Annotated in this window: 10 protein-coding genes; 3 read left to right on the forward strand and 7 right to left on the reverse strand. The window is 69.3% G+C overall.

What is annotated here, in order from left to right:
* Positions 1–267: 267 nt before the first annotated feature.
* Entirely contained in the window at positions 268–2,460 is a 2,193-nt protein-coding gene (locus ACFVZW_RS19095) for a discoidin domain-containing protein (protein WP_384522678.1), read from the forward strand.
* 66 nt (positions 2,461–2,526) lie between these two features.
* Here the strand turns inward: ACFVZW_RS19095 and ACFVZW_RS19100 are convergent, their stop codons facing one another.
* Genes ACFVZW_RS19100 through ACFVZW_RS19115 form a run of 4 tightly spaced genes read right to left on the reverse strand, consistent with a single transcriptional unit; the run spans position 2,527 to position 7,136 of the window.
* Entirely contained in the window at positions 2,527–3,903 is a 1,377-nt protein-coding gene (locus tag ACFVZW_RS19100) for a GH1 family beta-glucosidase (protein WP_384522680.1), read from the reverse strand.
* 38 nt (positions 3,904–3,941) lie between these two features.
* Positions 3,942–4,781 carry a carbohydrate ABC transporter permease gene (locus ACFVZW_RS19105; protein ID WP_384522741.1) on the reverse strand — a complete coding sequence of 280 codons (840 nt, stop codon included), beginning with the start codon at positions 4,779–4,781 and terminating at the stop codon, positions 3,942–3,944.
* Positions 4,782–4,815: 34 nt separating this feature from the next.
* The gene (locus ACFVZW_RS19110) at positions 4,816–5,808 is read right to left on the reverse strand and encodes a carbohydrate ABC transporter permease (RefSeq protein ID WP_384522682.1); all 993 of its coding nucleotides are present in this window, start codon (positions 5,806–5,808) and stop codon (positions 4,816–4,818) included.
* Positions 5,809–5,822: 14 nt separating this feature from the next.
* The gene (locus ACFVZW_RS19115; RefSeq protein ID WP_384522684.1) at positions 5,823–7,136 is read right to left on the reverse strand and encodes an ABC transporter substrate-binding protein; all 1,314 of its coding nucleotides are present in this window, start codon (positions 7,134–7,136) and stop codon (positions 5,823–5,825) included.
* A gap of 185 nt (positions 7,137–7,321) precedes the next feature.
* On the opposite strand from ACFVZW_RS19115, the gene ACFVZW_RS19120 reads away from it, so the two are divergent.
* Positions 7,322–8,644 (forward strand): ROK family protein, encoded by a 1,323-nt coding sequence (locus ACFVZW_RS19120; protein ID WP_384522686.1) that lies wholly within the window; start codon positions 7,322–7,324, stop codon positions 8,642–8,644.
* A 153-nt stretch (positions 8,645–8,797) separates the two neighbouring features.
* Here ACFVZW_RS19120 and ACFVZW_RS19125 read toward each other — a convergent pair whose 3' ends face one another.
* The 3 genes from ACFVZW_RS19125 to ACFVZW_RS19135 form a co-directional block, all read right to left on the reverse strand.
* Complete coding sequence (locus ACFVZW_RS19125; protein WP_384522688.1) at positions 8,798–9,802, reverse strand: HEAT repeat domain-containing protein; 1,005 nt, start codon at positions 9,800–9,802, stop codon at positions 8,798–8,800.
* A 3-nt stretch (positions 9,803–9,805) separates the two neighbouring features.
* Positions 9,806–10,477: a HEAT repeat domain-containing protein gene (locus tag ACFVZW_RS19130; RefSeq protein ID WP_384522690.1), complete on the reverse strand. Its 672-nt coding sequence runs from the start codon at positions 10,475–10,477 to the stop codon at positions 9,806–9,808.
* A 124-nt stretch (positions 10,478–10,601) separates the two neighbouring features.
* Positions 10,602–11,549: an alpha/beta fold hydrolase gene (locus ACFVZW_RS19135; RefSeq protein ID WP_384522692.1), complete on the reverse strand. Its 948-nt coding sequence runs from the start codon at positions 11,547–11,549 to the stop codon at positions 10,602–10,604.
* A 360-nt stretch (positions 11,550–11,909) separates the two neighbouring features.
* On the opposite strand from ACFVZW_RS19135, the gene ACFVZW_RS19140 reads away from it, so the two are divergent.
* Complete coding sequence (locus ACFVZW_RS19140; RefSeq protein WP_384522694.1) at positions 11,910–12,806, forward strand: RNA polymerase sigma-70 factor; 897 nt, start codon at positions 11,910–11,912, stop codon at positions 12,804–12,806.
* Positions 12,807–12,841 lie beyond the last annotated feature (35 nt).

Here is a 12,841-nt window from a genome sequence, read left to right on the forward strand (position 1 = left end):
CATACGTCTTTTATACAACCCAGCGGGGCTCACATCAATATACCCCCCCCCCAGACACAAACACTGTTCTGACCCCGTGTGGCGCCCGGGGCCCCCACGCGGCGCCCCGGCCCGGGTGACCGAAGCAGGTTCACCGACTTAATGAAAGACCTAAGAAAAGTGCGGTCGGAGTCATTGACCCCGGCTGGACCGGCGGGCAAGGTGCGGGAGAGCGCTCTCTCGCGCCTTCTTCGTATCTCCCAACTCCCTTTACGAGGAGACCTCTTCATGCCCGCAGTCGGCATACCCGTGGCGACACCGCCACACGGACGACGCCCCGCCGCGCCCCGCCGCAGCATCGCCGCGACCGTCGTGACCGCCCTCGTCGCGACGCTGCTCGCCCTCCTCCCGGCCCCCGCCGCCCAAGCCGCGCCGGTGCTGCTCTCCCAGGGCAAGCCGGTCACCGCCTCCAGTCAGGAGAACGGCGGCACGGCTGCATCCGGCGCCGTCGACGGCGACCTCGGCACGCGCTGGTCCAGCGCCTTCTCCGACCCCCAGTGGCTCCAGGTCGACCTCGGCGCGCCCGCGGCGCTCGAGCGTGTCGAGCTGCGCTGGGAGGCCGCGTACGCGACCGCCTACAGGATCGAGACCTCCGCCGACGGCACCACCTGGTCGACGGTCCACTCCACGACCACCGGCGCCGGCGGCACCGAGACCGTCGCCGTCTCGGGCACGGCCCGCTACGTCCGGATGCAGGGCCTCACCCGCGCCACCGGATACGGCTACTCCCTCTGGGAGTTCCAGGTCTACGGCACCCCGGACGGCGGCCCGGTGCTGCCCGGCGGCGGTGACCTCGGCCCGAACGTGCACATCATGGACCCGTCCACGCCCGGCATCCAGGCCAAGCTCGACCAGGTCTTCCAGCAGCAGGAGTCGGCCCAGTTCGGCAACGGCCGGCACGCCTTCCTCTTCAAGCCGGGCACCTACAACGGCCTCAACGCCCAGATCGGCTTCTACACCCAGATCGCCGGCCTCGGCCTGCGCCCCGACGACACCACCTTCAACGGCGATGTGACCGTCGACGCCGGGTGGTTCAACGGCAACGCGACGCAGAACTTCTGGCGCTCCGCGGAGAACCTGGCGCTGAACCCGGTCAACGGCACCAACCGCTGGGCCGTCTCCCAGGCGGCCTCCTTCCGCCGGATGCACGTCAGGGGCGGCCTCAACCTCGCCCCGACCGGCTACGGATGGGCGAGCGGCGGCTACATCGCCGACAGCAGGATCGACGGCACGGTCGGGCCGTACTCGCAGCAGCAGTGGTACACCCGCGACAGCGCCGTCGGCGGCTGGACCAACGGCGTGTGGAACATGACCTTCTCCGGAGTCGAGGGCGCGCCGGCGACGAGCTTCCCCAACCCGCCGTACACCACCCTCGACACCACTCCGATCTCCCGCGAGAAGCCCTTCCTCCACCTCGACGGCAACGAGATGAAGGTCTTCGCGCCCGCCAAGCGCACCAACGCCCGGGGCGTCAGCTGGGCGAACGGCAGCCCGCAGGGCGAGTCGATCCCGCTCAGCCGCTTCTACGTGGTCAAGCCGGGCGCCACGGCGACCACCATCAACGCCGCCGTCGCCCAGGGCCTGCACCTGCTCTTCACTCCGGGCGTCTACCACCTCGACCGGACCATCGACATCGACCGGGCCGGCACCATCGTGCTCGGCCTCGGTCTCGCCACGATCATCCCCGACAACGGCGTCACCGCGATGCGGGTCGCCGACGTCGACGGCGTCCGCCTCGCCGGCTTCCTGATCGACGCCGGCCCCGTCAACTCCCCGACCCTGCTGGAGATCGGCCCCCAGGGAGCCTCCGCCGACCACTCCGCCAACCCCACCACCGTCCAGGACGTCTACATCCGCATCGGTGGTGCGGGCGCCGGCAAGGCGACCACCAGCATGGTCGTCAACAGCGACGACACGATCGTCGACCACACCTGGGTCTGGCGCGCCGACCACGGCGAGGGCTGGGGCTGGGAGACCAACCGCGCGGACTACGGCGTCCGCGTCAACGGCGACGACGTCCTGGCCACCGGCCTGTTCGTCGAGCACTTCAACAAGTACGACGTCGAGTGGTACGGCGAGCGCGGCCGCACGATCTTCTTCCAGAACGAGAAGGCGTACGACGCGCCCGACCAGGCCGCCGTACAGAACGGCTCGACCAAGGGCTATGCAGCCTACCGCGTCGACGACTCCGTCGACGTCCACGAGGGCTGGGGCCTGGGCAGCTACTGCTACTACAACGTGGACCCGACGATCCGCCAGGACCACGGATTCAAGGCCCCGGTGAAGCCCGGGGTGAAGTTCCACAGCCTGCTCGTCGTCTCACTCGGCGGCAACGGCCAGTACGAACACGTCATCAACGACATCGGAGCACCCACCTCGGGAACCTCGACGATCCCGTCCACGGTCGTCTCGTTCCCCTGATCCCCGCCGCACGGACAAGGCCCCGCCCACCGGTCGCATCCGGTGGGCGGGGCCCGTACGCCTGGCTCAGCTGTCGGCGTCGGCCGCCCGGTGGGCCCGGATGATCTCCGCGTACCGGTGTCCGCTCGCCTTGATCGTGCGGGCCTGGGTCGCGTAGTCGACGTGGACGAGGCCGAAGCGCTTGTCGTAGCCGTAGGCCCACTCGAAGTTGTCCAGCAGGGACCAGGCGTAGTAGCCCGCCAGCGGGGCGCCCTTGCGGACGGCCCGGGCGCAGGCCGCGATGTGCCGCTCCAGGTACCGGATCCGGTCCGGGTCGTGCACGGCGCCGTCGGGGCCCACCGTGTCGGGGAACGCGGAGCCGTTCTCGGTGACGTAGAGCCGGCGCACCCCGTAGTCGTCGGTCAGCCGCAGCAGGAGCGCCTCAAGGCCCCCGGCGTCGATCTGCCAGTCCATGCCGGTGCGCGGTACGTCGGGCAGGCGCACTTCCTTGGCATACGGGACGGGTCCCCTGGGGTCGTCCTCGACGGTCGCCGGGAAGTAGTAGTTGAGGCCGTGCCAGTCGAGCGGTGCGGCGATCGTCTCCAGGTCACCGGCGCGTTCCGGCAGCTCGACCCCGTACAGCTCGCGCATGTCGGCCGGGAAGCCGCGCCCGTAGACGGGATCGAGCCACCAGCGGTTGGTGTGCCCGTCCATGCGGACGGCCGCCGCGATGTCCTCGGGGCGTGTCGAGGCGGCCTCGACCGTGGAGTGGTTGGTGACGAGGCCGATCTGTGCGCCGGGTGCGGCCGCGCGCAGGGCCTGCGTCGCCAGACCGTGGCCCAGCAGGAGGTGGTAGGAGGCGTGGACGGCGGCCGTCAGATCGGTCAGACCCGGGGCCATCCGGCCCTCCAGGTGGCCGATCCACCCCGAGCAGAGCGGCTCGTTGAGGGTGGCCCACTGAGTGACGCGGTCACCGAGCCGGCCGGCGACGGCGGAGGCGTACGCGGCGAGGTGCTCGGCGGTGTCGCGCGAGGTCCAGCCGCCCCGGTCCTGGAGGACCTGGGGAAGGTCCCAGTGGTAGAGGGTCACCGACGGGGTGATCCCGGCGGCGAGCAGTCCGTCGACGAGCCGGTCGTAGAAGTCGAGGCCGGCGGTGTTGACCGGTCCGTCGCCGCCAGGGACGACGCGTGGCCAGGCGACCGACAAACGGTACGCGTCGGTGCCGAGCCGCTTCATGAGCGCGATGTCCTCGGGCCACCGGTGGTAGTGGTCGCATGCCATGTCGCCGTGGTCGTCGTTGTCGACCTTGCCAGGGGTGTGGGAGAACGTGTCCCAGATGGAGGGGGACCTGCCGTCCTCCGCGACGGCCCCCTCGATCTGGTAGGCCGATGTGGCCGTGCCCCAGACGAAGTCCCGGGGGAGGGCGGCGAGGTCGCTGGACAGGGAGTCGGTCGCTTCGGACACGGAGATCCTCTCGGAACGTGCTGGTGGAAGAGGGGGGACTACTTGACCGCTCCGGCGGTGAGTCCGGTGACGAGGTAGCGCTGAAGGAGGAGGAAGCCGGCCACCACGGGCACGCTCACGACGAGGGAGGCGGCCATGACCTGGTTCCAGTACACGTCGTTCTGGGTCGAGTAGCCCTGGAGGCCCACCGCCAGCGTGCGGGTGGCGTCGTTGGTCATCACCGAGGCGAACAGCACCTCGGCCCACGCGGTCATGAAGGCGTAGACGGCGACGGCGACGATGCCGGGGATCGCCGCGGGCACGATCACCCGGAAGAGCGCGCCGAGCGGCCCGCAGCCGTCGACCTTGGCGGCCTCGTCCAGATCGCGGGGCACCGAGTCGAAGTACCCGATGAGCATCCAGATCGAGAACGGGAGGGAGAAGGTGAGATACGTGAGGACGAGGCCGCCGCGTGAGCCGAACAACGCGATCCCCGTGGCGTTGCCGATGTTCACGTAGATGAGGAACAGCGGCAGCAGGAAGAGGATGCCGGGGAACATCTGGGTCGACAGCACCGTGACGGTGAAGACCCGCTTGCCGCGGAAGGAGTACCGGCTCACCGCGTAGGCGGCGAAGACGGCGATGACGACCGAGCAGACGGTCGCCGAACCGGCCACGATCAGGGAGTTCACGAAGTAGTCGGCGAGCGGGACCGTCTCCCAGATGTCGAAGTACGGGCGGATCGTGAGCCCCGAGGGGATCCACTGGAACTTCCCCGAGACGTCCTGCAGCGGCTTCAGCGAGCTGGAGACCATGACGTACACCGGCAGCAGGACGAACCCGGTGAGGAGGGTCAGGAAGATCCGCCGGCTCCACAGGAAGGACCGCGGCGGGGCCATGGGGGAGCGCGGCGGACGGCGCTCGGCGCGGTTCTCAGACATCGCCCGTCCTCCTTCCTCGGGAGGTGGCCAGGAGGTAGACGCCCGTCACGACGAGCAGGAACAGCAGCAGCAGGACGGACATGGCCGCGCCCGTGCCGAAGTTCCAGGTCTGGAACGACGACTGGTAGATGTGGATCGAGATCAGGTCGGCCGCCTCGGGGGCCGCCTTGCCGAACAGCACGAACGGCGTGTTGAAGTCGTTGAACGTCCACAGGAAGAGCACCAGGACGAGCACCTGGTTGACCGGGCGCAGCGAGGGCAGCGTGATCCGGCGGATCTGCTGCCAGACTCCCGCGCCGTCCAGGGCGGCGGCCTCGTAGATCTCCCGGGGGATGTTCTGCAGACCGGCCATCATGATGAGGAAGGCGAAGGGCCAGCCCTTCCACACCGACACGACGAGCAGCGTGATGAAGCTGTTCTCGCCGATGAGCCAGAACGGCGGGCTGTCGGTGAGCCCGAGCTGGTCGTGCAGCACGTGGTTCACCAGGCCGTTGTCCCGCTGGAACATGAACCCCCAGGTGATGACGGCGGCGTAGACCGGCAGGGCGTAGGGGACGAGGAAGATCGTCCGCAGGATGCCCCGGCCGCGGAAGGTCTCCTGGAGGAAGATCGCGGCGACGGTGCCCAGCAGCCAGCACAGTCCGACGGAGAGCAGCGTGAACAGGCAGGTGGTGAGGAAGGAGCTCAGCAGCGCCTGGCCCACCGGGGCGTCGAAGTCGACGGCGAGGGAGTAGTTGTCGAAGCCGGCCCACGGCGCGGTTCCCCAGTCCCGGATGGAGAACTGGGTGAGCTCCTTGAAGCTCATCACGATGCCGATGACCATCGGCACCAGATGGACCAGAAGCTCCAGGACGAGCGCGGGAAGCAGCAGCAGGTACGGCAGCGAGATGCGGCGGAGCCGCCCGGGAGGGCGCGGGGCGCGCGCCCTCCCGGGGGCGGGCTTCGAAGCGGTCCGTCCCGCCGGTTCGATGGCGGTGGTCGTCATGTGGGTGTCCGTGCTCACTTCTTGGGCATCTGCTGCTGGGCCTTCTCGAGCTTGGCCCGCACCGACTCGGTGGTCACCTCACGGCCGGCGGCGGCCTCGGCGAAGAGCTCCTTGACGGCGGTGCCGACGACCGTCTCGAACTGCGACTCCTCCGGGACCTGGGGGAGCGCGGTCGCGCTGGTGGCGAGCGTGTCGCGCAGGACGGCGAGGGCGGGGGTGTTGAACGCCGGGTCCTGTTGGGCGGAGGAGACCGACGGTATCGACCCGTAGGCCTTGTTGAGGATCTTCTGCTCCTCGTCACCGGTCATGAACTTCACGAACTTCATGGCGCCGTCGACGTTCTTCGTGTTCCTGAAGACGGCCATGTTGATGCCGGCGACCATGGAGTTGGTGGCCTTGCCCTGCCCCGGCGCGCCGGACTGTACGGGAGCGGGCGCGACACCCCACTCGTCCTCCTTCATGCCCTGCGAGGCGAAGGTGGCGGACGCGGTCTGCCAGAGCACCATGGCGGTCCTGTCGTTGGAGAAGTCGCCGAGGGACTGGTTCTGCGCGTACTCGGCGTTGCCCGGGGCGACGATCTTGTGCTCGGCCATCAGGTCGACGTACTGCTTGACCGCGGCCACGGCCCCGTCGGAGGTGAAGTCGGCCTTGCCGTCGGGGGTGAAGAAGTCCGTGCCGTGCTGCTTGCCGAGGACGAAGACCTGGTGGATGTTGTTCGCGAGGTTGGAGCCCTCGACGCCTATCGCGGACTTGCCGTCCTTGCTGAGCTTCTTGCCGGTGGCGACCAGCTCGTCCCAGGTGGCCGGCGGCTTGGCGATGCCCGCGTCCGCGAACATCTTCTTGTTGTAGTAGAGGGCGTACGCCATGGAGTAGAGGGGGACGGCGGCGGGGTCCTGGCCCTGGACACCGGTGGATTCGAGGGCCGACGGCACGAAGCGGTCCTTGCCCCCGATCTTCTCGAAGTTCTTCGCGTCCCAGGGCAACAGGGCACCAGTGGACTGCAGGGAGGCGCTCCAGGTGTTGCCGATGTTGAGGACGTCGGGGCCCTGGCCGGAGGTGGTGGCGGTGAGGATGCGGTTGAGCAGGTCGGTCCACGGGACGACCTCCAGCTTCACCTTGATGCCCGTCTGCTTCTCGAACTTGTCGAGCTCGGGCTGGAGGACCGACTTGTCGACCTCGATACTGGCGCCCTGATTGGACGCCCAGTACGTGAGCGTCTTGGGGTTCTCGTTGGACCCGGCACCGGAGGTACCGCCGCCGCAGGCGGCCGCCGAGAGGACGAGGGAGAGCGTGACGGCGCCGATGGCTGCGGCTCGGGTTCTGCGCATGACTCCAGGGGCCTTTCGTGGAGTGGCGGATCGCCCGCGAGGGGGAACGGCGCATGATCCCGCGTTCAGTTCCCGAACGACCTCAGGGCTTAATTTAGGATGTGAGTTAAACCTCAAGCGAAGGTCGCGTCAAGAGGCGTGACAGCGGTATGTTGCTTACCAGGACATGACGACGAGGGGGCAGGGTGACAGTGCGCAGCGGCCGTACAGTGCGTGACCTGCGGCGGGAGAACCGCACCGCGGTGTTGCAACGGATGTATTTCGACGGGCCGTTGAGCCGCTTCTCGCTCGGGCCGGTCACCGGCCTGAGTTCGGGCTCCGTGAGCAACGTGGTGGCCGAACTGGTCACCGAGGGCCTGGTGGAGGAGGCGGGCAGTGTCGACTCCGCCGGCGGCCGCCCCCGCACGCTGCTGCGCATCAGCCCGCACAGCGGATACATGATCGGGGTGGACGTCGGCGAGACCCGGGTGCGGATCGAGCTCTTCGATCTCGCCCTCACCGAACTCGCGCGTGTCGAGCGCCCGTTGGAGACGCAAGGGGAGCGCCGGGTCGACCGCTACGACGTCGGGGTGGTCGTCGGCCATCTCCGGGAAGGCATCACGGAGGTCCTGGAGCGGGCCGGCATCGCGGCGGAGCGCCTGCTCGGCGTCGGCATCGGAGTGCCGGGCATCGTCGCCAGATCCGACGACGACGGCGCCGTCGTGCACGGGCAGACCATCGGCTGGGACGCCGTGCCGCTGGAGCGGCTGCTGCGCGAGTCCCGGCTGCTGCCCGAGAGCGTCCCCTACTACATCGACAACGGCGCCAAGACGCTCGGCCAGGCGGAGATGTGGTTCGGAGCCGGGCGGGGCGCGCGCAACGCCGTCGTGGTCCTCTTCGGCTCCGGCGTCGGCGCATGCGTGGTCGCCGACGACATGAAGCCCGGCCGCGCCGTGGAGTGGGGCCATCTGACCGTACGGGTACGGGGCCGCCGCTGCCGCTGCGGCGCCCAGGGCTGCCTGGAGGCGTACGCGGGGGCCGAGGCGCTGCTCCAGCGCTGGGCCGAGGCGGGCGGCCGCCCGCCCGCGGACGCGGACGAGGAGACCGCGCTGACCGCGATGCTCGCCGCCGCCTACCCGGCCCCCGGAGCCGACGGTGACGTACCGGAGGCCGACACCACGGCCCTGGCCGTCCTGGAGGAGACCGCCGAATACCTCGGCGCCGGCTTCTCCGACCTCATCAACCTCTTCCAGCCCGAGCGCATCCTCGTCGGCGGCTGGGCCGGCCTTCAACTCGGCGCCCGCTTCCTGGACTCCGTACGGGCGTACGCCACGTCCTACGCCCTGTCGTACCCGGCCGCGCACGTACGCATCGACCTCGGCACCCTCGGCCCGGACGCCGTGACCGTCGGCGCGGCGATCCTGCCGCTGGCCGACTTCTTCGCCCGCGGCGGCCGCCGCGCCGAGACGAACCCGGAGGAGCAGCCCCCGGCCTGGCAGACGACCCTCCAGGAACGGGCGGCTCAGTAGGGCCGGGTCGCGGCTCTCGACGAGGGCGGGGGAATCCGCTACGGCTGATGGCCGCGCAGGCGGTCCGGCGCGAGGCGGACAGGACGGCGGAGGCGCCCCGGAATCCGTCACGCCTCCGGTCCGGGCAGCCCCGTCCGGTACCGGACGGATCCGCTATCGCGCCTCGCGCAGCGTGAGGATGTACGCCGCAGTGAGCGCAACGGCACGGTCTTCGTCCTGCGACAGATCTTCGAGGGCACGTGACGCCGTGACTCCCGGGATGTCCGCGAGCGCTTGTGCCAGCCGTCGACGCGCAGACGACTCGACGGCGCAGTGGGCGAGGCGGTCGACGAGCCCGGCGGCGATCCGGTCCGCCAGCGCGGGATCACTCGCCAGCGCGCTCAGCGCATCGGCGGCATCGACGTCGTGCGACTCCTCGACGACCATGTCGATCAGTGTCGGGACCGCGTCGGCCACTCCACGTGCCCCGAGCGCCAGTGCCGCACACCGGCGGACCACGATGTCGGAGTGCGTGAGGGCATCCCGAAGCAGCGCGGTCGCCGCACCGTCGGGAATCTCGGCGATGGACAGGACGGCACGCTTCCGGACCTCGGCCACCGGCGAGTCGAGGCCCTCCGCCAGCAGCGCCGATCCGGCGTCGCCCGCCTGCGCCAACGCCCATCGAAGGGCTCCGGCGACATTCGGGTCCGGCTCGCTCAACACCGCCTCGACCAGAACCTCCACTGGCACCGGAGCCCCGCCGACCGAGGACAGGGCCGCGCGCTGACGCTCCCCGGCGCTCTCCGACCCCAAGGCATGGAGGAGTGCGACGATCTGGAGGACGTCCTCCCAGCCGGCGGGTTCCGCGGCACAGATCCGACGGAGCCGCGTGAGCAGCGCCGTCTCAGCGGCGATGCGTTCACGCGTCTGGCGGATGAGGTCGTCGACGAGCGCCGAGGGCTTGAAGCCCGGATCATCCAGCGCGGATCCGACTTCTCGCAGCGACAGCCCCAAGGACCGCAGGCTCTCGATGTGGAAGATGCGCCGGATGTCGTCGCCGGAGTACTCGCGATAGCCGACGTCGGTACGACCCGTCGGCCGCACCAGGCCGAGCGACTCGTAGTGCCTGAGCATGCGGGCGCTGACTCCGGACCGTCGGGCCACATCACCGATCAACACTGCCTACCGCTCCTCCTGGTCCTTCCCGCCGAGCGCCACGACACGCTTCGCCTCCTCGATCGCGAACTCGAATCCGACCTCCGGGTCGCGCAGCAGCCGTTCCGTGGCGATCGCATGCCGACGCACGCGCGGGTCGAGTGCCGTCGTCGCGGCGCGCAGCGTCGGCAGGATCACCTCACCGAGCGCGATCAGCGCCCGGCTGAGGCTCAATTGTGTCTCACGCTCGCCGCGCCCGAGCTGTGTCGCCAGCACTCCGGCCAACTCGGCCCCTTCGCCTTCGGGTACGAGTACGACCGCCGCCCGCCAAGCGCTTCGCGCCACCTCATCGTCGGCGTCGGACAGCAGGGCCCGCGTGATCGCCGGCCACGCCTGCCGATCCCCGATCTTGGACAGCGTGTGCAACGCCTGGCTTCGCGCCTGCGCCCTCTCCGAGCGGACTTCGGCGAGAAGCAGCGGGACCGTCACCGATGAGGAGTGGCGGGTGAGTGCCCATGTGAGCATCTCGCGTACGTAGAACTCGGGCTCGACCGCGCAGCGCTCGATGAGCTTGTCGACGGACCGCGGGTCGGGGCTCGTGCCGACCGCGAGCGCTGCCCGCAGCCGCACCGACGAGCGGCTGTCCTCCAGCCCCTGAACAGCTCGCACCGTAGCCGTGTCCTGTTTCGCCATGGTCATCCGGACCACCTCCTCGGCCCCAGTGAAGACCTTGTCACCGTGTCAAGGTCAAGGAGCGGCAGCGCCATGTGATCACCAGGCGTCGTCTGTGTACCGGAAGACGGTGCTTGTCACGTCACAGGGATCACACCGCGACCACGGGCGAGATGCGCTCGACGGCGCGCAGATAGTCACGGCCCTCCAGCGGTTCGTTCATGAGGAACCGCATGCCCAGGTCCACGAGTTCGACCGGTCGTTCCACGGGCAGCATGTGGTCGGCGTCGGACACCACGGCGAGGCGGCTGTCGGCGCAGGTGGCGGCGAGGTCGCGGCACCGGTCGGGCGTGGTGAAGCTGTCGTGTTCGCCGGACGCGACAAGCACGGGCATCGTCGGCGGCTGGTGCAGGTCGAGCCCCTCGTGCCGGAGGAGGCGCTGCGTGTTCGCGATGAACTGCTCCCTGTCGTGGGGAGTCAGGTTCTGCAGCCTTCGGAGGAGGAAGCGCCGTACCCGCGTCCCCGCCACGACGGAATCGACCGTGTCGAGGTTCATGAGCATGCCGAGTGTCACGTCGGCGAACTCCTCGATCCGCTCGGCCTTGAGCAGCTCGACACTCCGACGGATCGGGCCTTGAGCTTGGTCCGGGATGTGCGTCATGGTGCCGATGAGCACCAACTTCGCCACGAGCCCGGGGCGCTTCTGCGCGAGCCGGTAGGCGACCGCACTGCCGTAGGACCCGCCGAGGAGATTCACCGAGGTCAGTCCGAGGTCATCGAGCATGTGCCCCAAGGCATCCGCAAGGAAATCGGATCCGTAGTGCTCGGGGAGAACGGGACTGGCTCCCCAGCCGGGCAGGTCGACGGTCAGCACGTCGGCGAACTCCAGCAATTCGCGTTCCAGACGTCCCCAACTCTCCTTCGTCTGGAAGGCGCCGCCCACCAGGACGAGCGTCGCGATCCGCGCCGAACGGCCGCGGACGAGCCGCGACTCGCATCGGAAGCCGCCCCATTGATGGCGGGCAACGCTCACCTCACCCGGACCCTCGGTCCGGCCGGCGACCCGTACCTCCATCGTGGAACCTGTCCCCAAAGTCATGAAACCTGCCGACGCCTATTGGTATATGAAATGACGAACACTCAAAGAATGCGCAGATTCGCCACTCATCCACCTATTGCGGATGGATTGCCGATCCTACCGCCCACGCCGCGGCCGAACTCGCCGCCGTGGCCCCGGCATGGCGGCGGGTAGCGTCGAGCCCATGAATTGCGTGGAACCGACAGACGTATCAGCGGACTTCGGGCGCTAGGGAGACACGGCCCCGAAGCAGTCGGCGGCGTCCGCGCGGTAAGTGATCTGCCTCACATGCTGTCACAACCGTCGATCGCGCGGTGTCTTGAGGTCGAACCCCGCGGAACGGGCAGCCTGACCAGTCGTTCGAGAAGGAGAGACCGAGACATGACCGACCCCGCCACCGATCCGGCGACCGAGACGTTCATCGCGCACCGCAACCTGCTCTTCACCGTCGCCTACGAGATGCTCGGATCGGCGGCCGACGCCGAGGACGTCCTCCAGGAGACCTGGCTGCGGTGGGTCAAGGCCGACTTGGAGCTCGTCCGTGACCAGCGTGCGTACCTCGTCCGGATCACGACCCGTCAGGCGCTCAACCGGCTGCGCACCATGCAGAGACGCAGAGAGGCGTACGTCGGCCAGTGGCTGCCCGAACCACTGCTCACCGCGCCGGACGTTGCCGAGGACTTCGAGCTCGCCGAGAGCATGTCGATGGCGATGCTGCTCGTCCTGGAGACGCTCTCGCCGACCGAGCGGGCGGTGTTCGTGCTGCGCGAGGTCTTCGACGTCGGCTACGACGAGATCGCCGAGGCCGTCGACAAGACGCCCGCCGCGGTCCGCCAGATCGCGCACCGCGCCCGCAAGCACGTCGACGCGCGCCGCCCCCGCAAGGCGGCCTCCGCGAGCGTGAGCCGGGCGGCCGTGGAGTCGTTCCGGCGCGCGATCGAAAGCGGGAACCCGCAGGACCTCCTCGACGTACTCGCCCCCGAAATCGTCCTGTTGAGCGACGGAGGCGGCGTCAAGCGGGCCGCGCTCAGGCCCATCATCGGCGCCGACAAGGTGGTCCGCTTCTACTTGGGCGGCTCCGCCAAGAACGGAGCCACGATCACCTGCGAGCACACCGTGCTCAACGGCAGCCCCGCACTCGCCGTACACCTGAACGGCGAACTCGACGGTGTCATGGCCCTCCACGTGGAGGACACCCGCATCACGGGCCTCTACTACGTCCGCAACCCCGAGAAGCTGACCCGCCTCGAATCCGAGACCTCGCTCACCCTGCGATGAGCAGGCGGCCGACACACCCCCGACGAAAAGGACCC

The sequence above is a fragment of the Streptomyces sp. NPDC059567 genome (assembly GCF_042735655.1).
In the GTDB taxonomy this organism is placed as follows: Bacteria; Actinomycetota; Actinomycetes; order Streptomycetales; family Streptomycetaceae; genus Streptomyces.

What these genes read in the sequence shown, in the direction of transcription:
- ACFVZW_RS19095 (WP_384522678.1), top strand. Translation starts at nt 268, where the DNA reads ATGCCCGCAGTCGGCATACCCGTGGCGACACCGCCACACGGACGACGC.
- ACFVZW_RS19105 (WP_384522741.1), bottom strand. Translation starts at nt 4,781, where the DNA reads ATGGCCCCGCCGCGGTCCTTCCTGTGGAGCCGGCGGATCTTCCTGACC.
- ACFVZW_RS19110 (WP_384522682.1), bottom strand. Translation starts at nt 5,808, where the DNA reads ATGACGACCACCGCCATCGAACCGGCGGGACGGACCGCTTCGAAGCCC.
- ACFVZW_RS19115 (WP_384522684.1), bottom strand. Translation starts at nt 7,136, where the DNA reads ATGCGCAGAACCCGAGCCGCAGCCATCGGCGCCGTCACGCTCTCCCTC.
- ACFVZW_RS19130 (WP_384522690.1), bottom strand. Translation starts at nt 10,477, where the DNA reads ATGACCATGGCGAAACAGGACACGGCTACGGTGCGAGCTGTTCAGGGG.
- ACFVZW_RS19135 (WP_384522692.1), bottom strand. Translation starts at nt 11,549, where the DNA reads ATGACTTTGGGGACAGGTTCCACGATGGAGGTACGGGTCGCCGGCCGG.
- ACFVZW_RS19140 (WP_384522694.1), top strand. Translation starts at nt 11,910, where the DNA reads ATGACCGACCCCGCCACCGATCCGGCGACCGAGACGTTCATCGCGCAC.